Origin of the sequence: Pseudomonas sp. DWP2-2, from assembly GCF_049897065.1 — a bacterium.
GTDB classification, from domain to species: Bacteria; Pseudomonadota; Gammaproteobacteria; order Pseudomonadales; family Pseudomonadaceae; genus Aquipseudomonas; species Aquipseudomonas paracarnis.
Genome location: NZ_JAFCVN010000002.1, coordinates 192,848 through 212,537 on the forward strand (window position 1 = coordinate 192,848; position 19,690 = coordinate 212,537).

At 59.5% G+C, this 19,690-nt stretch carries 26 protein-coding genes; 22 read left to right on the plus strand and 4 right to left on the minus strand.

Annotated features, from left to right (window positions below):
- Positions 1–454 precede the first annotated feature (454 nt).
- The 4 genes from fdxA to ACP7CZ_RS04830 all read right to left on the minus strand — a co-directional run bounded on the left by fdxA (position 455) and on the right by ACP7CZ_RS04830 (position 4,749).
- Positions 455–778: a ferredoxin FdxA gene (fdxA, locus tag ACP7CZ_RS04815; protein ID WP_003172109.1), complete on the minus strand. Its 324-nt coding sequence runs from the start codon at positions 776–778 to the stop codon at positions 455–457.
- A gap of 142 nt (positions 779–920) precedes the next feature.
- The gene (gene mutS / locus ACP7CZ_RS04820) at positions 921–3,512 is read right to left on the minus strand and encodes a DNA mismatch repair protein MutS (RefSeq protein WP_294164410.1); all 2,592 of its coding nucleotides are present in this window, start codon (positions 3,510–3,512) and stop codon (positions 921–923) included.
- A gap of 384 nt (positions 3,513–3,896) precedes the next feature.
- Entirely contained in the window at positions 3,897–4,268 is a 372-nt protein-coding gene (locus tag ACP7CZ_RS04825; RefSeq protein WP_032893301.1) for a hypothetical protein, read from the minus strand.
- Positions 4,261–4,749 carry a Panacea domain-containing protein gene (locus tag ACP7CZ_RS04830; RefSeq protein WP_034126473.1) on the minus strand — a complete coding sequence of 163 codons (489 nt, stop codon included), beginning with the start codon at positions 4,747–4,749 and terminating at the stop codon, positions 4,261–4,263. The genes ACP7CZ_RS04825 and ACP7CZ_RS04830 overlap by 8 nt, the downstream gene beginning before the upstream one ends.
- A gap of 218 nt (positions 4,750–4,967) precedes the next feature.
- Here ACP7CZ_RS04830 and ACP7CZ_RS04835 point away from each other — a divergent pair, with 218 nt between their 5' ends.
- The 22 genes from ACP7CZ_RS04835 to ACP7CZ_RS04940 all read left to right on the plus strand — a co-directional run bounded on the left by ACP7CZ_RS04835 (position 4,968) and on the right by ACP7CZ_RS04940 (position 19,689).
- A complete protein-coding gene (locus ACP7CZ_RS04835) occupies positions 4,968–5,711 on the plus strand; it encodes a LexA family transcriptional regulator (RefSeq protein WP_169918753.1) in 744 nt (247 codons plus the stop codon).
- A gap of 590 nt (positions 5,712–6,301) precedes the next feature.
- Entirely contained in the window at positions 6,302–6,640 is a 339-nt protein-coding gene (locus ACP7CZ_RS04840; protein ID WP_034126475.1) for a phage holin family protein, read from the plus strand.
- 22 nt (positions 6,641–6,662) lie between these two features.
- Positions 6,663–7,181, plus strand: coding sequence for a hypothetical protein (locus tag ACP7CZ_RS04845; RefSeq protein WP_294164411.1), 519 nt, complete (start codon positions 6,663–6,665; stop codon positions 7,179–7,181).
- A gap of 3 nt (positions 7,182–7,184) precedes the next feature.
- The gene (locus ACP7CZ_RS04850; protein WP_034126477.1) at positions 7,185–7,796 is read left to right on the plus strand and encodes a phage baseplate assembly protein V; all 612 of its coding nucleotides are present in this window, start codon (positions 7,185–7,187) and stop codon (positions 7,794–7,796) included.
- Between the two features lie 9 nt (positions 7,797–7,805).
- The gene (locus ACP7CZ_RS04855; RefSeq protein WP_032893295.1) at positions 7,806–8,138 is read left to right on the plus strand and encodes a phage baseplate protein; all 333 of its coding nucleotides are present in this window, start codon (positions 7,806–7,808) and stop codon (positions 8,136–8,138) included.
- Positions 8,135–9,130, plus strand: coding sequence for a baseplate J/gp47 family protein (locus tag ACP7CZ_RS04860; protein WP_252950949.1), 996 nt, complete (start codon positions 8,135–8,137; stop codon positions 9,128–9,130). The genes ACP7CZ_RS04855 and ACP7CZ_RS04860 overlap by 4 nt, the downstream gene beginning before the upstream one ends.
- On the plus strand, positions 9,127–9,765 hold the full coding sequence (locus tag ACP7CZ_RS04865) for a phage tail protein I (RefSeq protein WP_072447632.1): 639 nt from the start codon (positions 9,127–9,129) through the stop codon (positions 9,763–9,765). The genes ACP7CZ_RS04860 and ACP7CZ_RS04865 overlap by 4 nt, the downstream gene beginning before the upstream one ends.
- Positions 9,762–10,298 (plus strand): phage tail protein, encoded by a 537-nt coding sequence (locus tag ACP7CZ_RS04870; RefSeq protein ID WP_072447634.1) that lies wholly within the window; start codon positions 9,762–9,764, stop codon positions 10,296–10,298. The genes ACP7CZ_RS04865 and ACP7CZ_RS04870 overlap by 4 nt, the downstream gene beginning before the upstream one ends.
- 94 nt (positions 10,299–10,392) lie before the next feature.
- Positions 10,393–11,157 carry a hypothetical protein gene (locus ACP7CZ_RS04875; protein WP_072447636.1) on the plus strand — a complete coding sequence of 255 codons (765 nt, stop codon included), beginning with the start codon at positions 10,393–10,395 and terminating at the stop codon, positions 11,155–11,157.
- An 11-nt stretch (positions 11,158–11,168) separates the two neighbouring features.
- A complete protein-coding gene (locus ACP7CZ_RS04880; RefSeq protein ID WP_054917790.1) occupies positions 11,169–11,405 on the plus strand; it encodes a tail fiber assembly protein in 237 nt (78 codons plus the stop codon).
- Between the two features lie 87 nt (positions 11,406–11,492).
- Positions 11,493–11,666, plus strand: coding sequence for a hypothetical protein (locus tag ACP7CZ_RS04885; protein WP_172415461.1), 174 nt, complete (start codon positions 11,493–11,495; stop codon positions 11,664–11,666).
- Between the two features lie 2 nt (positions 11,667–11,668).
- Positions 11,669–12,835, plus strand: a complete 1,167-nt coding sequence (locus tag ACP7CZ_RS04890) for a phage tail protein (protein ID WP_072447638.1) — start codon at positions 11,669–11,671, stop codon at positions 12,833–12,835.
- Complete coding sequence (locus ACP7CZ_RS04895; RefSeq protein ID WP_072447640.1) at positions 12,835–13,341, plus strand: phage major tail tube protein; 507 nt, start codon at positions 12,835–12,837, stop codon at positions 13,339–13,341. The genes ACP7CZ_RS04890 and ACP7CZ_RS04895 overlap by 1 nt, the downstream gene beginning before the upstream one ends.
- 181 nt (positions 13,342–13,522) lie before the next feature.
- Positions 13,523–14,095 carry a phage tail assembly protein gene (locus ACP7CZ_RS04900; protein WP_054897093.1) on the plus strand — a complete coding sequence of 191 codons (573 nt, stop codon included), beginning with the start codon at positions 13,523–13,525 and terminating at the stop codon, positions 14,093–14,095.
- Positions 14,092–14,217 (plus strand): hypothetical protein, encoded by a 126-nt coding sequence (locus tag ACP7CZ_RS04905; protein WP_014717169.1) that lies wholly within the window; start codon positions 14,092–14,094, stop codon positions 14,215–14,217. The genes ACP7CZ_RS04900 and ACP7CZ_RS04905 overlap by 4 nt, the downstream gene beginning before the upstream one ends.
- A 6-nt stretch (positions 14,218–14,223) precedes the next feature.
- On the plus strand, positions 14,224–16,446 hold the full coding sequence (locus ACP7CZ_RS04910) for a phage tail tape measure protein (RefSeq protein ID WP_057976036.1): 2,223 nt from the start codon (positions 14,224–14,226) through the stop codon (positions 16,444–16,446).
- Positions 16,446–16,829 (plus strand): phage tail protein, encoded by a 384-nt coding sequence (locus ACP7CZ_RS04915; RefSeq protein WP_034126484.1) that lies wholly within the window; start codon positions 16,446–16,448, stop codon positions 16,827–16,829. Before ACP7CZ_RS04910 ends, ACP7CZ_RS04915 begins: the two co-directional genes overlap by 1 nt.
- A complete protein-coding gene (locus ACP7CZ_RS04920; RefSeq protein WP_054897095.1) occupies positions 16,822–17,034 on the plus strand; it encodes a tail protein X in 213 nt (70 codons plus the stop codon). The genes ACP7CZ_RS04915 and ACP7CZ_RS04920 overlap by 8 nt, the downstream gene beginning before the upstream one ends.
- 9 nt (positions 17,035–17,043) lie before the next feature.
- Positions 17,044–18,045, plus strand: a complete 1,002-nt coding sequence (locus ACP7CZ_RS04925; RefSeq protein ID WP_294164419.1) for a contractile injection system protein, VgrG/Pvc8 family — start codon at positions 17,044–17,046, stop codon at positions 18,043–18,045.
- Positions 18,046–18,067: 22 nt separating this feature from the next.
- Positions 18,068–18,625: a glycoside hydrolase family 19 protein gene (locus ACP7CZ_RS04930; protein ID WP_197900806.1), complete on the plus strand. Its 558-nt coding sequence runs from the start codon at positions 18,068–18,070 to the stop codon at positions 18,623–18,625.
- Positions 18,613–19,107: a lysis system i-spanin subunit Rz gene (locus ACP7CZ_RS04935; protein WP_034126487.1), complete on the plus strand. Its 495-nt coding sequence runs from the start codon at positions 18,613–18,615 to the stop codon at positions 19,105–19,107. The genes ACP7CZ_RS04930 and ACP7CZ_RS04935 overlap by 13 nt, the downstream gene beginning before the upstream one ends.
- Positions 19,108–19,188: 81 nt before the next feature.
- Entirely contained in the window at positions 19,189–19,689 is a 501-nt protein-coding gene (locus ACP7CZ_RS04940) for a CinA family protein (protein ID WP_054897099.1), read from the plus strand.
- The last annotated feature ends 1 nt before the right edge of the window (position 19,690 follow it).

Here is a 19,690-nt window from a genome sequence, read left to right on the forward strand (position 1 = left end):
CTCCTACAGGTGGGGCGCCAATAGGGCTTGCTGCTACTTTGCGTAATGCGCGTGTAAGCATTCGCTTACTTTTCCGTAAGTGTTTGGTTTTTTTAGCGGTTACGTACGTCTTGAATCGACGAAGCTATTATCTAACCTTTTGAAAAATAAAGATTATTTTAATTCTGGCGAGCGAAAAAGTTTGTCAGCCCGCCGTGGGGATCGCGTTGAACTTCTCTGGGAACGCTCTAACATCAGCCCTGTGTCCACGGATTGGCACAGCCATCAAGGAACGATGGTTTGAAGGAACGTCGCAGGATGCGATTCATCAGGATGATGAAAAGGAATACAGGGACTAGGGAAAAAATGTGGGCGGGTCATACCGCCCCTTTTTTTTGCCTGTAGAAAAGTGAATGCAGGCACCCGAACGCAAAAAAGGCCCTCAAGGGGCCTTTTTTTGTTGGGCAGCGGCGCTTTAGCGCTCTAGTTGCTCAATTTTGTTGGGCTTGCCATCCCATTCAGCGGCATCCGGCATCGGATCTTTGCGCTCGGTGATGTTTGGCCACACTTCGGCCAGCTCGACGTTCAATTGAATGAATTGCTCCATGCCCGCAGGCACTTCGTCCTCGGAGAAAATCGCGACGGCCGGGCATTCTGGTTCACACAGGGCGCAGTCGATGCACTCATCCGGGTGGATAACCAGGAAATTCGGGCCTTCGTAGAAGCAGTCCACCGGACAGACTTCTACGCAGTCGGTGTACTTGCACTTGATGCAGTTGTCGGTGACGACGAAGGTCATTTCTAATTTTCTCCTCAGGCGGCGGCAGCGAAACCCCTTGTGGTGGGGTTCGCGAGGTTTGAGAGCGATAGTCTGCGGACCAGGCTAAAAGCCCGCAGCATCCCAAACCGCGCGAGATTCTATCAGCTTGCAAGCGTCTGCGTTATATCCGAGTCTTCAGTGCATATAACATTTCGAGCGCTTTACGTGGCGTCAAGTCATCCAGGTCAAGTTTTGCCAACTCATCCAGCACTGGATGGGGCAAGCTGGCGAACATATCGCTCTGGTGCGGCGCGGCAGGTTTCTTGCTGGCCTTGGCAGGGCTGGCGACCACCGTTTCATGGGGCAGCGCCGTTGTTTCCAGGCGGCTGAGGTGTTTGCGGGCACGAGTGATCACCTCGTTCGGCACACCGGCCAACTGCGCCACGGCCAGACCATAACTCTGGCTCGCCGGCCCTGGCAGCACATGGTGCAGGAACACGATGCGCTCGTTGTGCTCGGTGGCATTGAGATGCACGTTGGCCACCAGCGGCTCGCTTTCCGGCAACACCGTCAGCTCGAAGTAGTGCGTGGCGAACAGCGTGTACGCACGCAGATGCGCCAAGCGTTCGGCCGCGGCCCAGGCCAGGGACAGGCCGTCGAAGGTGCTGGTGCCGCGGCCCACTTCGTCCATCAGCACCAGGCTGCGTTCGGTGGCGTTGTGCAGAATGTTGGCGGTTTCGCTCATTTCCACCATAAAGGTCGAACGGCCGCCGGCCAGGTCATCGCTGGAGCCGATCCGCGTGAAAATGCGGTCTACCAGGGACAATTCGCAACTGGCTGCCGGTACGAAGCTGCCGATATGCGCCAACAACACGATAAGCGCGGTCTGGCGCATGTAAGTGGATTTACCACCCATGTTCGGACCGGTGATCACCAACATGCGGGTATCGTCGTCCAGCGACAGGTCATTGGCGACGAACGGCGTGGTCAGCACCTGCTCTACCACCGGGTGACGACCTTGCACGATACGCATGCACGGTTCGCTGACAAACCGTGGGCAATTGAGGTCCAGGTTCAGCGCACGTTCGGCGAGGTTGCTCAATACATCCAGCTCCGCCAGGGCGGCGGCGGTGTCTTGCAACGGCGCCAGGCGGCTGATCAAGTCCTCGAGCAAGGCTTCGTAGAGCATTTTTTCCCGCGCCAGGGCGCGGCTTTTGGCTGACAGCGCCTTGTCTTCGAACTCTTTGAGCTCAGGGGTGATAAAACGCTCGGCGCCTTTGAGGGTCTGGCGACGTTGATAGTCGATAGGCGCCGACTCGGCCTGCTTGCTCGGCAGCTCGATAAAGTAACCATGCACGCGGTTGTAGCCGACCTTCAGGTTGGCCAGGCCCGTACGGGCTTTTTCGCGGGCTTCCAGGTCGATCAGGAACTGCCCGGCGTTTTCGCTCAGGGATTGCAGCTCATCCAGCTCGCTGTCGTAGCCGGTTTTCAACACGCCGCCGTCACGAATGATCGCCGGCGGGTTGTCGATAATGGCCTTTTCCAGCAGCGCCGCGAGGTCCGGGTAAGTGCCAGCGGTGACGGCAAGCTGTTGCAGGTGCGGCGTGTCCAGTTCGGTCATCGCGACTTGCAGCTGCGGCAGGGCGCTCAAGGCATCGCGCAGGCGCGCCAAGTCGCGGGGCCGCGCATTGCGCAGGCCGATCCGCGCCAGGATGCGCTCGATATCGCCAATCTCTTTCAGTTGCGGCTGCAGTTTTTCAAAGCGATAGCCGTCGAGCAGGCAGGTAATGGAAGACTGGCGCGCTTGCAGCACCGTCAAATCCCGCAGCGGACGGTTCAACCAACGGGTCAGCAAACGGCTGCCCATCGCGGTCTGGCAACGGTCCACCACCGATTGCAGGGTGTTATCACGCCCACCGGCCAGGTTGGTGTCCAGTTCCAGGTTGCGACGGCTGGCGCCATCGAGCACCACGGTATCGTCGAGACGCTCATGGCGCAGGCTGCGCAAGTGAGGCAGAGCAGTGCGCTGGGTTTCCTTGGCGTAGCTGAGCAAGCAGCCTGCGGCACCGATGGCCAGGGTCAGGGTTTCGCAACCGAAGCCTTTAAGGTCCTGCACCGAGAACTGCTGGCACAGACTTTTCAGCGCAGAGTCGCGCTCGAAATCCCACGGTGCACGACGCTTGGTCCCACGACGTTTCTCTGCCGGCAAGTCCTTGGGCCAATCATCCGGAATCAACAACTCCACCGGATTGATACGCTCAAGTTCCGCCAGCAGGTTCTCCCAGCCCTTGATCTCCAGCACGCTGAAGTTGCCGCTGGTGATATCCAGCACCGACAGGCCGAACAAACGCTCATCGCCCAACACCGCCGCAATCAGGTTGTCGCGACGCTCATCCAGCAACGCCTCATCACTCACCGTGCCCGGCGTAATAATGCGTACTACCTGACGCTCCACCGGCCCTTTACTGGTGGCCGGGTCGCCGATCTGCTCACAGATCACCACCGACTCACCCAGCTTCACCAGCTTGACCAGGTAGCCTTCCAACGAGTGGTAAGGAATCCCACACATCGGAATCGACTGCCCCGCCGACTGCCCGCGCGCGGTCAGGGTGATGTCCAGCAGCTTGGCGGCCTTCTTCGCGTCTTCATAGAAGATCTCGTAGAAGTCGCCCATGCGATAGAACATCAACTGATCAGGGTGCTGGTTTTTCAGGCGCCAGTACTGCTGCATCATCGGGGTGTGGGAGGACAGATCTGAGGAGTTTTTACTCATTGGGTAATAGGCAAATTCGTTGAAAGTGATGGGGCAAAGGGGGCGCTTGGCCCAGCATTTTTTGCGATGGCGGCAAGGTTAACACGCGAGGTCGGACCTTCGCAGGTCGCAAGCGGCCAGGTAAACCACGAAAGCGGTGCCGCCTCAAGAAACACCAACATAACCGTGGCGAGGGAGCTTGCTCCCGGTGGAGCGCGCAGCGTCCCTGGAAAATGGCTGCTACGCAGCCGAGCGGGAGCAAGCGCCCTCGCCACAGGTTAGCGGTTCAATCAGGCATTGCAGCAGCGTTAGACAATCCGGTCAGAGCCCTGAAAATCAGGGGCTGACTCACGCGCATTCATATCTCAATACGAGATAGAAACGCAGGTCGTGAATACGATCAGACTATTTGGATCTACGCCCACTGGCCGGAAACAACCCTCTGATCACCCCAAGAAACGCAGCAAACAAATTGATTGAAGTCGCCGTAGTGATGGCAATCAATACATTGTCCGAGAACGGCGCTTTACCCGAGTAATACGTCGACCACCCATTCCAAACCAAAAGAACCGCCCAGAAGATCACACCGCAGGCGGCAAACCAGAATGCACGTCCCGCATACTTCTTGCGCAGTTGCCGTTCGGCCTTTTGGTCTTTTAAGTTTTGGTTTCTTTCATCGTCGGTGCCTATGGCTTGCTCGCCACCGGCTTGGGTGTCCTGGTCAGGCCCTGCCGCGGGGGGCAGGGTGAGTTCCAGGTTGTCGAGTTCTTCACTCACGGATGCGGCTCTTTGGGTGAATGAGTGTTGCCATGTCTTCCCAGTCGATGGCAGAACCGTCGGCACCCTTGAGGGCCCAGGCTGTGCCGTCCTCGTGGGACAGGTTGGACAGTTGGGTCCCGGACCATTTGCCGTATTTGTTAATGATCCGGTCAATCAAACGATGGGTGTAGGTATCGCTCTCAGGAACCCTCGGTGTCACGAAGACAATGTCTTCGGCGTCGGGCTTCAGGTTGCTGAGCAGCGCGGTCACCGGGCGATTACCGTAGGATTTCAACTCATGGTAAAGCGACGGGATGACCGGGCCATACTGCCAGCGGGCGAAGTGGTCATCCATCAGGGGCTGGTCCCGTTCGCGCAAATGCCAGGACTGTGTATAGAACAGCAGTTTCTGCAGCTTCATCGGGGTCAGGCCCGAAACCTTGCCTTCCTTCGCGCGTTCAATGAAGGCGTTAGCAACAGCTAGCGCTGAATAAGCCATGAGCACCTCCGTCGTTGCTGGCTACGTTGTCAAAGAGTTTTATACATAGGCCTTGAGTTGTCGACATGCAAGGTGTTGATCGGCAGCAATACCAAGCTGGCAGAATAGTAGAATGCTGGGTGTATATACAGTATTTTGATTCGAATTAATTGAAAGTCGGATGTTTAATGCATAAATATGCAAATTAGCATTTGCCAACCTCAGAAACTCCCGTCACTATCCGCGTTATGCAAAAACGCAACGTTTCTATCGTCTTAAGAGAACTGCTGGATCGCGACCGGATCTCCCCCACGGAGCTCCATCGGCGCACCGGCGTGCCTCAATCCACACTGTCCCGGATCCTCAGCGGCAAGATCGTTGATCCGTCGGATAAACACATCTCGCGCATCGCCGAGTATTTTCGCGTCAGTACTGATTACCTGCGCGGGCGCGCAGCAGTGGGCGTTGTGCGCGACGATGGGCGCGACCCGATGCATTCGGAACTCAAGGACATAAGCCTGTGGGACGACGACACCCCCGTTAATGATGACGAGGTGTCGATCCCCTTTCTGCGCGAGGTTGAATTGGCTGCTGGATCAGGAAGATTCGTCATCGAGGAAAGTGAGAAGGCCAGTCTGCGGTTCGGCAAGCGCAGCCTGCGGCATAATGGTGTGCAGTTCGACCAGGCCAAATGCGTGACGGTACGTGGCAACAGTATGTTGCCGGTATTGCGCGACGGCGCCACGGTAGGGGTGAATGCCGGCAAGAGCGGCATTGGCGATATCGTGGATGGTGACCTGTATGCCATCAATCACAACGGCCAGTTGCGGGTTAAACAGCTCTACCGCCTACCTTCCGGTATTCGCCTGCGCAGCTTCAACCGTGATGAACACCCCGATGAGGACTACAGCTTCCAGGATATCCAGGATGAGCAGATCAGCATCCTCGGTCATGTTTTCTGGTGGGGCATGTACGCCCGCTAACCTCCACGCGTAAGAAGAAACCCGCCCATGTGCGGGTTTTTTTTCGTCCATAGAAAACCGGCAAAACCCAAGCCCGCCAGGCTTCGAATGCATCCGTGCATTCCTGTAGCAAAAATAAATGCATTTGTGCATTGACTGTATATGCATACATGCATATTCTTCATCTCAAGCCAGCCAACAAGGCTTGGTGGAGGCGGCAAGGATGCTGCCAAGGAAGACAAGGAAGGCACGCAACATCGGCAAGGACGCCATCGAAGCGATGACAGGGATGCCAGGCAACACCGGCAAGGATGCCGACGCTCTTTAGTTTCAACGCTTCAACAACAGGCAGCGATGAACCGGCCTTAACGGTTCAGAGGGTTGGCAACTGACCCGGGTGTGCAGCGTAAAGCACCAAAAGCAGTTATCCGGCAGACAGGGATCGTGGTCGGAAAAACATCGAGGAAAGGACCGTACCGCGCCAGTAGCGCCGAAAGTCCGAGGACATCATTACTGAAAAGCCCGGGCGACCGGGCTTTTTGGAATGCCTACCTACTCAAGCATTTGTAAATGAAATACGGACTATTTATTGCTCAGCCAGGAGGCGTGACATGACAAGTGAACAGCAAGCGTTAGCGGAGATGCCTATCTGGCTGGTCATCGTACTGGCAGTGATCGGCGGTGTATCCGGCGAGATGTGGCGGGCCGACAAGGAGGGCGCCCGCGGTTGGTCGTTGATCCGCCGCCTGGCCCTGCGTTCCGGGGCGTGCATGGTTTGCGGGGTTTCGGCTTTGATGCTGTGCTACGCCGCCGGCATGTCGATCTGGACCGCCGGCGCCATTGGTTGCCTGACCGCCATGGCCGGTGCTGACGTGGCTATCGGCCTTTACGAGCGGTGGGCGGCCAAGCGCATCGGGATCAACCAAGGCTCCCGCCAGGACCCGCAGTAATTGTTGCAAGGACGCTACTAAAATGACGCTTATCGAAAAGCCATCGCAACTGCCCCAGGGCATTGGCGCGGCGCTGCATGCAGCCCTTCCGGGCCTCAAGGTGGGGAGCCACCAGGATTTCCAGGGCGACGCTGAAAAAAAAAACGGCGTAATGGTTACGGTCGAAGGTAATGGCCCTGGCATTCGCTCTCGCGAGGGGCGCAAAGCCCACGTCTTGGCCATTTCACTCAGGGCCATGGTTGCTCCCGGTGCATTGGCGTTCGATGCCTGCGACCTGGCCAGCCAACTGATGGACCTGGTGCTGGATAACCGATGGGACCTGCCCCCGGCACAGTGCGATTTGCCCGCGAATATCGTCGCTGCGCCCGCTTTGCGCACTTCCGTAGAAACGGACTACGACACCTGGACGGTTTCCTTCACGCAAACCCTCTATCTGGGGCCGGCGTTACTCGACGATCCCACAGGCCAACCGCTATTTGCCTGTACCTGGGACGTCTCCAACATCGACGACCCAACCCAATACCAGCCACTGGCGGAGTAGCCCATGTTCGACGCGCTGTTACGCATGCAATTGGGACCGATCGTCGAACGCCTGGCAGAGATGGAGAGCCAGCTCGAAGACCTTTACCGCCGCGCTGAAAGCTTCTGCCGGATCGGAATTTGCCAGCAGGTCGATGCAGCCAGCAACACCTGCAAGGTCAGCCACGGTGATTTGCTGACCCCGGCGATCCGCTTTTTCAACCCCAGTGCCGGTGCACAAACCGAAACCCGCATTCCCACGGTGGGTGAGCAATGCCTGCTGCTCAACTACGGCGGGGGGGAGGGCGGTGTGCAATCCGTGGCCCTGTTCGGCCTTAACAGTGATCGCTTCCCGCCGGTCTCCAGCGTGGCAACGCTGACTCGGCGCCGGCATCAAGATGGCACCCAAAGCGACTATGACGACGCCAGCCACACCTTCAACTGGGTCAACGGCCCGACCAGCTTCAGCGGTTCCCGCGAACAGGTTGACGTCAAAGTCGGCGCCGCCAGCCTGACCCTCAACGCCCAAGGCATCACCCTGCAAGTCGGCGGCACCAGTCTGTTGCTGGATGCCGGCGGCGCGCACTTCAGCGGCCCGGTGGTGGACCATCAAGGACGCGTCATCAGCCCCCGATAAGGACACCCCATGCTTGGAATCGATAGGAACACCGGGGCGGCCGTCGACGACTGGCTGCAATTTGTGCAGCGCGCCACCCGAGCGCTGACCACCCCTGTGGGCACTCGGCAAAAACGCCCGTTGTACGGCTCGCTGATCCCACAGTTGCTCGGCCAGAACCTCGGCGACGACCTGTTGATCCTCGCCCAGAGCCACGCCGCGCAGGCCTTCTACAACACCCACAACGGCATCGGCGACTTCGACCCTCAGGTCATCGTCGCCACTCGCCAGGGCGCCGGCCTGCTGTTGCGGTTTGCCGGCACCTGGAAAAACCGCCAACAATCCTTCGAGGTCGTGACATGAGCATGTTGATCCCCGGCCAGAACCAACTGGCGGAACCGGCCATCATTAAGGTGGATGAGTTCGAACCGTTGCTGGCCGAATTCAAAGCGTTTGTCATCGACTATGTCGCCACCCGCGCTCCGCAAAGCGCAGCCAAACTCCAGGTCAGCCTCGACAACGAGAGCGAACTGCTGACCCTGGCCCTGGAAGCTTTTTGCGTGCGTCTGCAAACCCACGAACGCAAATACAACGCCCGCATCAAGCAGATGCTGGCGTGGTGGGCAACCGACAGTAACCTGGATGCACGCCTGGCCGATATGGGCCTTGAACGCCAAATGCTCGACCCTGGCGACCCGGCGGCGTTCCCGCCGGTGCCGCCAACCCTGGAAAGCGACGACGACGCTCGCCTGCGTTACTACTTGGCCCCCCACGCGCCGGCAGCGGGATCACGCATGCAGTATCGCCGCGAAGTGTTCACCCTCGGCGAGCGCCCGGCGGTGAAAGTACAGAGCGCGACGCCGGGTGTGGTGACGGTCACCTACACCTTCGACCCGGACGGCTACGCGGCCCAGATCAAGGACGGCAACGCCCGACGCACCGCACCGGGGGAAGTCATGGTCACCGTGCTTTCCAGGGAGGGTGACGGCACGCCATCTGCCGACTTGCTTGACGGTGTACGTCGACATTTCGCACGGCCGGATGTACGGCCCGAAACCGACCTTGTCAGCGTTCAGGGCGCACAGATTCAACCCTACAAAATTCGCGTGGTGGCCAAGATCAACGCCGGCCCGGACTCCGGGCTGACCCAAGTGGCGGCGCAGAAACTGCTGCAAGACTACGCAGAGTCCTGCCATCGCCTGGAAGGGCGGGTCGACCCCAGTTGGATCGACTACGCCATCCACAGCGCCGGCGCTGCGCAACTGCACATCCTGGAACCGCTGGCGCCGATTGTCAGCACCGCGTTCCAGGCCCCGTATTGCACGGGCGTCGAGGTGGAGGTGCGCACCCTATGAGTGAACCCAAAGCGAGTTTGCTGCCTGCCAACAGTTCACCGCTGGAAAAGGCCCTGGACCTGGGCTTCGGCACATTGATTGAGCGTGTCACGCCGCCGTTTCCGGCACTGATGAACCCGCTGCACACCCCCAGCGAATTCCTGCCTTACCTGGCCGCCGACCGTGGCGTCAGCGAATGGGATGCCGAGGCCAGCGAGGCGGAAAAGCGTCTGACCGTAGCGTTGTCCTGGCAGATCCAGCGCCAGGCCGGCACACCCAAGGCGCTGAGTCATGCGGTGGAGTCATTGGGCTTCACGCCCAATATCAGCGCCTGGTACCAGCAACGTCCGCTGGGCGTGCCTTACACCTTCGACGTGCAGGCGATCATCGGGCGCAGCTGGTCCAGCGGCGATCACAACCGGCTGATCCGCCGCATCAACGCGGCAAAAAGTGAGCGTGATCAGGCGACGATTACCATCGTGCATGAGACCGAAGGCCAGCTCGCGCTCACGCAAGTGCTCGACGCGCCTTTAAGCGACGGCGAGTTCTATCTGAACGGCGCGCTGCCGGACCTGGCGCTGGTGGCCCGACTAAACAGTGCCGGGGTTGCCCAGCACTACACCATTAACGATTACGACCTCAGGGCGCAGCCATGACAGATGAAATCACGCGCCTGGTGCGCTTCACCTCCAAAGGTTTGGATGAAGTGCTGCAGGCAAAGAACCAGGGCCTCAAAGGCGAAATCACCCACATCGGCGCCGGCACCGCACGCTACAACCCCGACGGCAGCGAAGTGGCCTTGCGTGACGAGCGCCAACGGGTGGCCATCGTTGATTACGAAGACCTGGGCGAGCGCCAACTCAGGATGGCCGCGCTGTTCGATGGCGATGGTGAGTATGAGATTGGCGAGTTCGGGTTTTACCTCGCCAGCGGGACGTTGTTGGCGGTGTATTCCGTGGCGGGGAAGTTGCTGACGTATAAAGCGGCGGCGGCGCGGGTGCTGCAGAAGTTTACGCTGGATGTCTCGCCGTTGCCGGCGGATAGCGTTACGGTGGTAGTGGGGTCTGAAAACCTCAATATTTTGCTGGTCGAAGAGCTTGCTTCTCTTTCGGCGGCAAGCGTCGACAACATGGCCCGAGGTGTAGGGGTTCTATTTCGGGTAATGGCTTTGGAAAAGAATGCGACTTAGCGACAGAGCCATTTTACTTGTCACCATGAAGCCGCTCTTTGGGCTTGATTGAAAACTCAGGGGAAATATTAATGGAATACAGGGAGTTCAAACAGTGAGTACTGAACAGCAATTGGCCGCTGTTGTAAGCGCGGCAAATAATTTGACGAACATCGTTACGAGCAAGGTCGATGATATTGATAAGGCGCTTGAAGCTTCGCGTCGAAAATATGAGGCACAGCTTGTAAGCCTGGAGCAGAGGTTGCCTAGGCTGGCGCTTACGCGAAACTTCAATATGACAGCGGATGCCACGGGAACCCTGATTGATGGGTGGGCTGTTCATCAACAGGTAACTGCTACAAAACTGCGGACGGTGACCGCGGCGGCGCACACTGCGGGGCGGCCTCAGGCGGACGTCGACTTTATGCTTCAGGTACAGGCGGATGTGCGTGAGCAATATCCAGATTTCGACATAAGCTCGACTGGATATTGGCGCACCAGTATTAACGTCTGGCAAATGAAATGGTCGGACAATCAAGGCACCCCGCAGAGCGGCATGTGGCTTGCGTTTCCTTATTCTGTTGACAGCGACAGGGCAAGCGGAGGGACGCCCGTGAGTCTGAATTCGTGTATGACTTTCGGAGCTTTTGTTCGAGTGATTGAGGGCGCTGTTTCAGGTTTTTGGAGTACACAGAGCGAAAAGGGTAAGTGGCGTTGGTGTTCTGAGGTGGTATTGCCGGCCCAGCGTTTTGGGTATTACGCGCATCTTCATCCAATGCGCAACTCCGAGGGTGGAGTTGTTGAAGTAATGCTGGCGGGCGCTTGTACGGGCGTAGTTGCCCACCCCGCTGACTGGGGAACCATGTTGGCTTTGGGTTAAGGAGAATATTGATGAAACCTGAATTTGTACCTGCTGAGCTTCACCCTTTGATCAAGTGGACGCTCATTCGTAAGTCCCGGGACGCCGACCTGGCATCTAGCGACTATGCGGCCATGCCTGATTACCCAATGGCCGACGAAGATCGCTCAGTGTTCGTGGCCTACCGTAAAGCTCTGCGCGACATCCCCGATCAGGGTGCCGACCCGGACGCGGTGGTATGGCCTGAAAAGCCCCGCTTCCTGAAGTAAGCCCCCCACCGCGAAAGCGGTTTTTTCGCCCCCCGAAAGCCCCTCCTGCAGGGGCTTTAACATTTTCCATCCCGGAGATCTCCACCCATGCCCACCCGCCAAACCTACACCGTCCTCATCCCATTCCCCACCGGCAACGGCCATTGGTCTACCGCCGGTGAGGAGCTGGAACTGCTCGACGTCGAAGCATCCGCCCTGCGCACCGCTGGCCGCCTGGAACTGACCAGCGCCCTCAACTCCACCCCCAAGAAGGCTGAATAACCATGGCAGAAGTCCTGAACTTCGAGCACAACGGCATCACTGTAAATGCCACTGAATCCCCCGAGGCCATGGGTGGCCTTGGCGATAACGTCATCGGCCTGGTCGGCACTGCACCGAATGCCCATGCGTCGATCCCGAAAAACGCGCCGTTTCGCATCAACAGCTTTACCACTCAGGCGTTGCTGGACCCTACCGGCACTGAGTCGGGAACCTTGTTCCAAGCGGTGTACCAGATCCTCAAAGTGGTGAAGGTGCCGGTCTATGTGGTCATCGTCGAAGAAGGCGCTACCCCGGCCGATACGATCAACAATGTGATCGGCGGCAACGACCCGGCCACCGGTCGCAAGCTGGGCCTGGCGGCCCTGAGCAGCGTGCCTGAAGACCTGACCATCATCGGCGCTCCAGGCTTTACCGGCACCAAGGCAGTGGCCGGTGAGTTCGCCTCCTTCGGCAAGCGCATCAAGGCCCGTGTGGTGCTGGATGGCAAGGACGCGTCCGTTGCCGATCAAGTGACCTACAGCGGCGAACTGGGCGGGGCCGACCTGGGCTTCGACCGTTGCCTGTTGGTGCACAACATGCCGTCGGTGTACTCCAAGGCCGCGAAGAAGAACGTGTTCCTGTCGCCATCCTCGCTGGCCATCGCCGCATTGGCCAAGGTCAAGCAGTGGGAAAGCCCAGGTAACCAGGTGACCTTCGCCGAGGACGTTTCCCGCGTGGTCGAGTACAACATCCTCGACACCTCCACCGAAGGCGACCTGCTCAACCGCTACGGCGTGAGCTACTACGCTCGCACCATCCTCGGCGGCTTCTCCCTGCTGGGCAACCGCTCCATCACCGGTAAGTTCATCAGCTACGTTGGCCTGGAAGATGCCATCAGCCGCAAGCTGGTCAAGGCTGGCCAGAAAGCCATGGCCAAGAACCTCACCAAGTCCTTCATGGACCAGGAGGTCAAGCGCATCAACGACTGGCTGCAAACCCTGGTGGCCGACGAAACCATCCCCGGCGGCAGCGTGTACCTGCACCCGGAGCTGAACAGCGTCGAGAAGTACAAAAACGGCACCTGGTTCATCGTCATCGACTACGGCCGCTACGCGCCGAACGAACACATGGTTTATCAACTCAACGCCCGCGATGAAATCATCGAGCAGTTCCTGGAGGACGTTCTCTAATGTTTACCAACCGAGTCAGACAGGCCATTGCGGCCACCCTTCAAGGCCTGCCGTTGTCCGCAACCGTGGAAGAGTTCACCCCGCCGAAGATCGAGTTCGACATGGAGCTTATGTCCGGCGGGCGCTTTATTGCCGAGGAAATGGCCAAGAGCGGCAAGGTGCTCAACGCCAAGCTGGTGCTGCAAGGTGCCGGCCCGGAAATCATGCTGGCCCTGGGCGTGCGCACGGGCGACGACATCTTGCTGAACGTGCGTGAAGCCGGCCAAGACCAGGACGGCAAGACCTACTTCACCTACCACACCGTGGGCGGCAAGCTCAAATCCCTGGAGGAGGCGAAGCTGAAAATGGGCGACAAGGCTACCACCACGCTGGAACTGTCCTGCCGTACCTACAACCGTCTGGAAAATGGCATTTCGGTGATCGACATCGATGTGCGCACCCAGAAGTTCGTGCTCAACGGCGTCGACATTCTTGGCGATGCCCGCCGCGCCGTGCTGATGCCTTAAGGGCCGGCGCAATCTGAAGCGAGCACGGTCAAGGTGGGAGCTGGCTTGCCTGCGATGTAGGCGACTCGGTATCCCTGGTGTATCGAGTGGATGCCATCGCAGGCAAGCCAGCTCCCACAGGGGCCATGCTCAGGTTTAGATTTTTCGCACTTTTCAATACCGTTCAACAAGGAATTGCCCCATGGCCTGGATGCCACCGTTGCACATCCTGCTGTCCCCGATCACCGCCGACACCGGTGCAATGATCGAGCAGGTTCAACTCAAACCGTTGTTCTACGCCGCGCAAAAAGACGCGCTGGCCCGGGCCGGTGATGACGAGGACGACCAGTTCTTCGAACTGGCGAAACTCGCCACCGGCCTGTCGGAAAAAGAACTCGACCAACTCAAACGCCCGGACTACGTGAGCATTGCGCAGTACGTACACGAAATGTCGACGCGCCCGGCCTCGTTCTTCCTGAACGAACAGGACGTGACGACCCACGACCAGCCTGTCCACCTGCTATTACCCCTGGAAGCCGCCGGCCGTACCCTGACCGAACTGCCCCTGGAAATGCCCGCCCTGCGCGCTACCAAGGTGATGAAAAAGCTAGCCACTAACAAAGAGCGTGCCGAGTTCATCACCGCCCATTGCACCGGCCTGATGATTCCCGATCTTGCCGGCCTGACCGTGCCCGACTGGACCGAGCTGCAGGAGCGCATCGACGATTTTTTAAACAAACCGGCGGACTTCTTTCGGAGCGCGACATCGAAGTGATCCTCGATGTAGTGCCGCTGGTTTACTCGGTAAACGAAGCGGAAATCCTCGACTGGGAAGCCGGCAAAGCATTGCGCCGCTACGACATCGCGATCAGTCGTCTTGGCGTCAAACAGGAGTAGAGCGCAATGGCAGATAGTAATCATGAAGCAGGGTCAGCCATTGCCAAGGACGGCGTGATGACTCAGGGCGCACTTCAGATGACAGGAATGCACGCTAGTCTCAAACCTATCACCCAAGCGCTGCCGAGCCCGCTTGAGGGGGCCCCGGGGAGTGCGGCGAGTTTGGCCCTGGCATTGGCCGATGCCAGCTTGCAGATCAAGCATCTGGCGGACGGGCAGGTCCGGTTGGTCGATACGCTGGAGCTGTTCAACGTCTCGTTGCTCAAGGTGATGGACGCCCGGCAAGCTCAAACTGCCGGGAACGCAGAGGGTACGAAGACCGTCGCGCCTACAGACAAGCGCACACCCTCGCAGGCGCTGGACGCCGCGATGACCGATATTGACCAACTGTTGATGTTTGCCCGGCATGAGCGCAAGGCATTGCGTGAAGCCAACCTTGCCATGGCGTCCGAGCCGGTGGTGGCTGCCAGTGGTGCCAGTGCCGTCGACCTCGCGAAGGTCGAGTATGCCGCCGCCCGTTCCGGTATCGGCAGTGATCGCAAGGACGCATCGGGCAATATCGACCCCGTTGGGCGCCGGGCAGACCTGCAGCAGTTCGCTCGCGACGCTGCGATCCTGGCGACGGCGTTCAAGATCGACGTCAAAAATGCCGGCGAAATCATGGGCGGCTGGCGCGAGTCAATGCACCTTGATCGCGCACAAGCCTTGGACCTTGCCGACGCAACAAACGTGCTGGGCACCCAGGTATCGCTCAAGGCCGAATCGGCGGATATCGGCGCTGTTGTGCAACTCCAGGGCGCTGCCGCGAAGGCTGCGGGCATGAGTCCCGAACAGGCTGCAGCGCTTTCGGCGGCGTTATTGAGCGCAGGTAACAGCAAGGTTGTTGCTGGTGCCGGGCTGGAAAAAATCAGCGCCGTCCTGGCTAAAGGCGACAACGCCTCTGCAGGGCAACGCAGTGCCTGGGCAGAGCTCAAGCTTGATCCAAAAGTACTCGCGGCGGGCATGAAACAGGACGCCCCACAGGCCGTGCTTACGGTGCTGGAGGCGCTCAAGTCGCAACCTGCCGAAAGGCAGGCGGTGCTGGCGACGCAGTTGTTCGACGGCAACCAGACGATTCTGAGCCTGGTACCGGTGATCGACAGCGTGAAACAGGCCTTTTCGCTGGTCGCAGAAAAATCCACCTACGCCACTTCGACGCTGGGCGACCAAGGTTCGGTGCTGCGTTCGGCCGAGGTTCGTGCGGACTCTACTTACGCACGTCGGCAAGCCTACGAGGCCAGTACCACGCGCTTGAGCACTGCCTCTGATACAGCGCTGGACCCCGTTGTGGATGCCAAGCTGACCGCCATGAACGGCCTGGTCAGTGGCGTGGCTTGGCTCGCGGAGGGCCTGCCCAAGGCTGCCGCTGCCGTCACCCTGGCGGGGGCGGTGCTGATCCCGGTGGTTTCCGGTGTTTTCGGTGCCGTGAAGGACAAGATTTTCGAAAAGGTCGCAGGGAAAGTGCTCGGAGAGGGGCCGGCAGCAGGGAATAAAACCACACCGCCGGGCAGCCCGCGCAACGCCCCGAGTAATGACGGGCACAACGGTAATCGCCCGTCTTCTTCCGGCCCAGGCATCTCTGGCAAAGCGGCGAAGGTGAGCAAGCTGGCCAAAGGGGTCCCCCTGGTTTTGGTGGTGGCCCAGGCCGGTGTCGAGATGACGCAAGGCGCGATGACCGGAAACCTGGGTCAAGAGGTTGGCACTAGCGTGGGCTCCATCGGCGGCGGTGTTGCCGGCGGTGTCGTCGGTGATGTGGCCGGGATGGCGATAGGCCGAGCGGTCGGCACGCTGGCGGGAGCTGTTATCGGTTCGGTTGTTCCGGGTGCCGGCACAGTGTTGGGCGGTGTGATGGGCGGCGTCGCCGGGGGCGCAATCGGTAAGGTAGTCGGTGGCGCCGTGGGCACTTTCGTGGGCAGTGACGTCGGTGCGTGGCTGGCTGAAAAAGTGATGGGGACGGGCGATCGCCTGCCATCCCCCACGGAGGTCAGCAAAAACCTCAACGCCCCTCAGGCCGACAACCGCCAAATCAACTTCGCCCCGCAAATCACCATCACCGCGCCTGAGCAAGCCAGCCATCACCAGCTGGCGGCGCTCGTGGTGCAACAGATCGAAGCGCAATTTACCCCGCTGTCGATGGACAACCTGCTGGCGACCCGACGCGGCGCAGCACTCACCGATGGAGCTGTGTGATGCGACAACAGATGGTCTTGGGTACTTTTATTTTCGGGCTGTCCCGTGGGTTCGCCTACGACACGCTTGATCGTGGTAGCAGCGGGGGCTGGGTCAGTCTCGACATCATTGCCGGCAAACCTAAATCCAGCCAGGTCGGCCAGGGGCTCGAAACGCTGGCATTGGGCGGCAAGGCTGCGCGTGCCGATGGCATGGCGCGCCTGGATGAGTTGCGCACCCTGCAGGCCCTGCGGGCGCCGTTGCCTTTGGTGGACGGGTTGGGGCGTAACTGGGGGCTATGGACCATCCAGTCGATCAGTGAAAAACAAGCCAGCGTGATCGACGACGGGACGGCCATGGTGATCAATTGGACATTGTTACTGGAGGAGTTCGTCAATGCGTAGGGTTCGAAGTATTGCCGGCGACTCGGTGAACCTGTTGCTCTACCGCGAACTGGGGCGCAGTGATGATGCCGCAGAAGAAGCGTTGTGGCGCTTGAACCCGGAGTTGGCCGAACAGTGCGCGGTACTGCCGGCGGGCGTCAGCGTGCTGGTGCCCGAATTGGACGCGCAACCGGTTGCGAGTCGGCCGGTTTCCGCCTGGGATTAAGGAGCCATCATGGCACTCGGATTTACACCTGTAGTGGAGCTATACGGAGCCAATGCCGCGTTATTCAACGAGAGGCTCTTGGAGTGGGAGCATACCGACGCAGCGGGGTTTGTATCTGATCAACTGAAGTTGACCCTCGATATCGAGGGGCTTGAAGGGCTGCCCGATTTGGGCGGCAAAATTGGCCTGCGTATTGGCTATCTGGAATCGGGCCTGGTGGATAAGGGCGTGTTCAAGATCACCCAGCGCACGCCGTCGATGTTCCCATTGCGACTGGTGCTGGTGGCCACGGCGGCACCGTTCGACGAGCACGAATTCAAACAGCGCCGCACCGCCAGCCATGGGCCGATAACCCTGGGTGCGCTGTTTCGCCAACTGACCACCCGATATGGTTTTTCACCGCGTGTGGCGCCTGAACTCGACAGTGAGCCGATCGCGCACATCGATCAGACCAATGAAAGCGACATGGCCTTTCTGACGCGCTTGGCCAAGCGCTTCGATGCGGTGGCCAAGCCTGTCGATGAGCTGTATGTACTGGGGCGCAAAGGCCAGATCAAGACGCTGTCGGGCAAGGCATTGCCGGATGTACGGTTGTCGATTACCCATGACAATCGTCCAGGTGACCGCGCGTTCATCAGCGCCAGTTTCACCGAAACCAGCCGTGCCAAATACAACGGCGCGCAAACGTCATGGTGGGACGCGGCAGCCGGAAAACAGCGTGTCGTCAAGGTGGGCATCGCACCCTTCAAAGTGGTGACACAGCGATACCAGAGCGAGGACGAAGCACGCTCGGCGGCGCAGGGAGAGATGCGGCGGGTGGGGCGCGAAGGGTTGCAGATCGATGTGGTCTGCCCGGGTAATCCTTCGCTGGCTGCTGAAGGCCTGTTGCTGCTGGATGAGTCGTGGCCGAGGTTCATGCAAGGGCGCTGGTCGATTAAAACGGTGAAATCCAGGGGCGAGCGAAAAGGTGGCTATCGGAGTACGGTCCAGGCCAGCGGTTTGTCGGTGTAGATCCTTCCTTAGAGTAAAACCCATGGTAATCACACATGCTCAGCTTCTGGGTGTAATGCCTGGAGCCCGCCTTCGCGCGGGCATTTTTTTAACCTTTCTAAATGCGGCCTTTGCGGGGCATCAGATCAATACGGCCCGTCGCGTCGCCGCCTTCCTCGCCCAAATCGGTCACGAGTCTGCCCAGTTACAGTACGTGCGCGAATTGGGTAGCGATCAATACCTGAGCAAGTACGACACCGGCAGCCTGGCCGCGCGGCTGGGCAACACCCCTGAGGCCGATGGTGATGGGCAAATGTATCGGGGCAGGGGGCTGATCCAGATCACCGGGCGCCGTAATTACATGGCGTGCAGCCAAGCTCTGTTTGGTGACGATCGTCTGCTGCGACACCCAAAATTGCTGGAGCAGCCACAGTGGGCCTGCGAATCCGCCGCCTGGTTCTGGCAAAGCAACGGCCTCAATGAGCTCGCCGACAAAGACCAGTTCACCACCATCACTCGCCGTATCAATGGTGGGCTCAACGGTCTGGACGATCGTTTGCGGTTGTGGGTGCGAGCGAAGGCGGTGCTATGCGTTTCCTAGGTGCGTTTCGCTTGGTCGGTGTGTGCCTGCTCATGGCGCTTGTTTGGCAGGTGCAGGCGTGGCGATACGGGGCGCAGCTGGAGCTGCAATCGGTCCGACATACACAGGCGCTCAGCCAACAAAGCCAGGCAATTCTTCAGCAACAACAGGCTGAACAGGCCAAACGCCTGGCCCTTGAACAGCAAATCTCTACTAGCGATCACCAACACATTCAGGAATTGAACGATGCCCTGCGTAATCAAGCGGCTCTGCGCGATCGCCTGGCCACTGCTGATGTGCGGCTGTCAGTCCTTCTCGCCACCGTCACCACTGGCTGCACAGTGCCTGCCGCCCCCAGCCCCGGCGGCGTGGTTCATGCAACCTCGCGAGCCCGACTTGACCCGGCGCATGCTCAGCGAATTATCCGCATCACCGACGACGGCGATAACGCCCTGATCGCCTTGCGTGCTTGCCAGGCCTACGTGCAGGCCGTCGCGCATTAGCGTCTTGATGCACTCTGTACCTTGCATGGTCGATGGGCTCCTGTAGGGTAGGCAAACCCCCGCCCATTCCTGGAGACGACCGTGAAGGAAATCACTCAACTGGCTGCCGAACTGGGTCGCCGTTTGCAGGTGCTCAGTGCCCACGTCACCACTGCCGAGTCCTGTACCGGCGGCGGCATCGCCGAAGCCATCACGCGGATCCCGGGCAGTTCGGCCTGGTTCGAGGCGGGCTATGTCACTTATTCCAACCGACAGAAGACCCGGCAGTTGAATGTACCGGAAAAACTGTTCGCCAAAGTCGGGGCCGTCAGCCAGGAAGTGGTGGAGGCGATGGCCCGCGGCGCGCAGGAAAAAAGCCTGGCGCGGTTTGCCGTGGCGGTCAGCGGTGTTGCCGGCCCCGATGGCGGTTCGCCGGACAAGCCGGTGGGCACCGTTTGGCTGGCTTTTGCCGTGGGCGAAGAGGTGACGGCTGAGCTTGCGCACTTCACCGGCAACCGCGACGAGGTCCGCCGACAAACGGTAAAAGCCGCGCTGGAGGGCTTGTTGCGACGAGCTGCAGCAGAAATAGACAATCAGGGGTAGG

Coding starts and splice junctions, on each gene's coding strand:
- fdxA (WP_003172109.1), bottom strand. CDS start 778: ATGACCTTCGTCGTCACCGACAACTGCATCAAGTGCAAGTACACCGAC.
- mutS (WP_294164410.1), bottom strand. CDS start 3,512: ATGAGTAAAAACTCCTCAGATCTGTCCTCCCACACCCCGATGATGCAG.
- ACP7CZ_RS04830 (WP_034126473.1), bottom strand. CDS start 4,749: ATGGCTTATTCAGCGCTAGCTGTTGCTAACGCCTTCATTGAACGCGCG.
- ACP7CZ_RS04840 (WP_034126475.1), top strand. CDS start 6,302: ATGACAAGTGAACAGCAAGCGTTAGCGGAGATGCCTATCTGGCTGGTC.
- ACP7CZ_RS04845 (WP_294164411.1), top strand. CDS start 6,663: ATGACGCTTATCGAAAAGCCATCGCAACTGCCCCAGGGCATTGGCGCG.
- ACP7CZ_RS04850 (WP_034126477.1), top strand. CDS start 7,185: ATGTTCGACGCGCTGTTACGCATGCAATTGGGACCGATCGTCGAACGC.
- ACP7CZ_RS04855 (WP_032893295.1), top strand. CDS start 7,806: ATGCTTGGAATCGATAGGAACACCGGGGCGGCCGTCGACGACTGGCTG.
- ACP7CZ_RS04860 (WP_252950949.1), top strand. CDS start 8,135: ATGAGCATGTTGATCCCCGGCCAGAACCAACTGGCGGAACCGGCCATC.
- ACP7CZ_RS04865 (WP_072447632.1), top strand. CDS start 9,127: ATGAGTGAACCCAAAGCGAGTTTGCTGCCTGCCAACAGTTCACCGCTG.
- ACP7CZ_RS04870 (WP_072447634.1), top strand. CDS start 9,762: ATGACAGATGAAATCACGCGCCTGGTGCGCTTCACCTCCAAAGGTTTG.
- ACP7CZ_RS04880 (WP_054917790.1), top strand. CDS start 11,169: ATGAAACCTGAATTTGTACCTGCTGAGCTTCACCCTTTGATCAAGTGG.
- ACP7CZ_RS04885 (WP_172415461.1), top strand. CDS start 11,493: ATGCCCACCCGCCAAACCTACACCGTCCTCATCCCATTCCCCACCGGC.
- ACP7CZ_RS04890 (WP_072447638.1), top strand. CDS start 11,669: ATGGCAGAAGTCCTGAACTTCGAGCACAACGGCATCACTGTAAATGCC.
- ACP7CZ_RS04895 (WP_072447640.1), top strand. CDS start 12,835: ATGTTTACCAACCGAGTCAGACAGGCCATTGCGGCCACCCTTCAAGGC.
- ACP7CZ_RS04900 (WP_054897093.1), top strand. CDS start 13,523: ATGGCCTGGATGCCACCGTTGCACATCCTGCTGTCCCCGATCACCGCC.
- ACP7CZ_RS04910 (WP_057976036.1), top strand. CDS start 14,224: ATGGCAGATAGTAATCATGAAGCAGGGTCAGCCATTGCCAAGGACGGC.
- ACP7CZ_RS04915 (WP_034126484.1), top strand. CDS start 16,446: ATGCGACAACAGATGGTCTTGGGTACTTTTATTTTCGGGCTGTCCCGT.
- ACP7CZ_RS04920 (WP_054897095.1), top strand. CDS start 16,822: ATGCGTAGGGTTCGAAGTATTGCCGGCGACTCGGTGAACCTGTTGCTC.
- ACP7CZ_RS04925 (WP_294164419.1), top strand. CDS start 17,044: ATGGCACTCGGATTTACACCTGTAGTGGAGCTATACGGAGCCAATGCC.
- ACP7CZ_RS04930 (WP_197900806.1), top strand. CDS start 18,068: ATGGTAATCACACATGCTCAGCTTCTGGGTGTAATGCCTGGAGCCCGC.
- ACP7CZ_RS04935 (WP_034126487.1), top strand. CDS start 18,613: ATGCGTTTCCTAGGTGCGTTTCGCTTGGTCGGTGTGTGCCTGCTCATG.